The organism is Mycobacterium sp. NGS68, from assembly GCF_059812195.1.
Map to the genome: position 1 here is coordinate 1 of NZ_JCALCE010000099.1, position 292 is coordinate 292.

Genomic DNA, 292 nt, shown 5'->3' on the forward strand with positions numbered 1-292 from the left:
CCGGTTCCGGCGTTGCCGCCGGTGCCGCCGGTGCCGCCTTGTCCGCCTTGGCCACCCGGTGTGTCGACGGTGGCGCTGTTGTCGGTGCCGTCGCTGCCCTGGTCGCCGACGCCGCCGAGGCCGCCGTTGCCGCCGTGGCCGCCGGCGCCTTGGTGGCCGCCGGTTCCGGTGCCGGGCGCGCCGCCGTTTCCGCCTTGGCCGCCGGCGCCACCGGTGGCGCCTTGGTTTGCCACGGGCGTGCCGTCTGGGGCGATGGAGAACCCTTGGCTGGCGGCGCCGCCGGTGCCGCCGT

1 pseudogene is annotated in these 292 nt (G+C 78.4%); it reads right to left on the reverse strand.

The features are described 5' to 3' along the window. Positions 1-233: pseudogene (locus AC5Y5V_RS31430) on the reverse strand (PE family protein); the annotation flags it as partial. Positions 234-292: the final 59 nt, after the last annotated feature.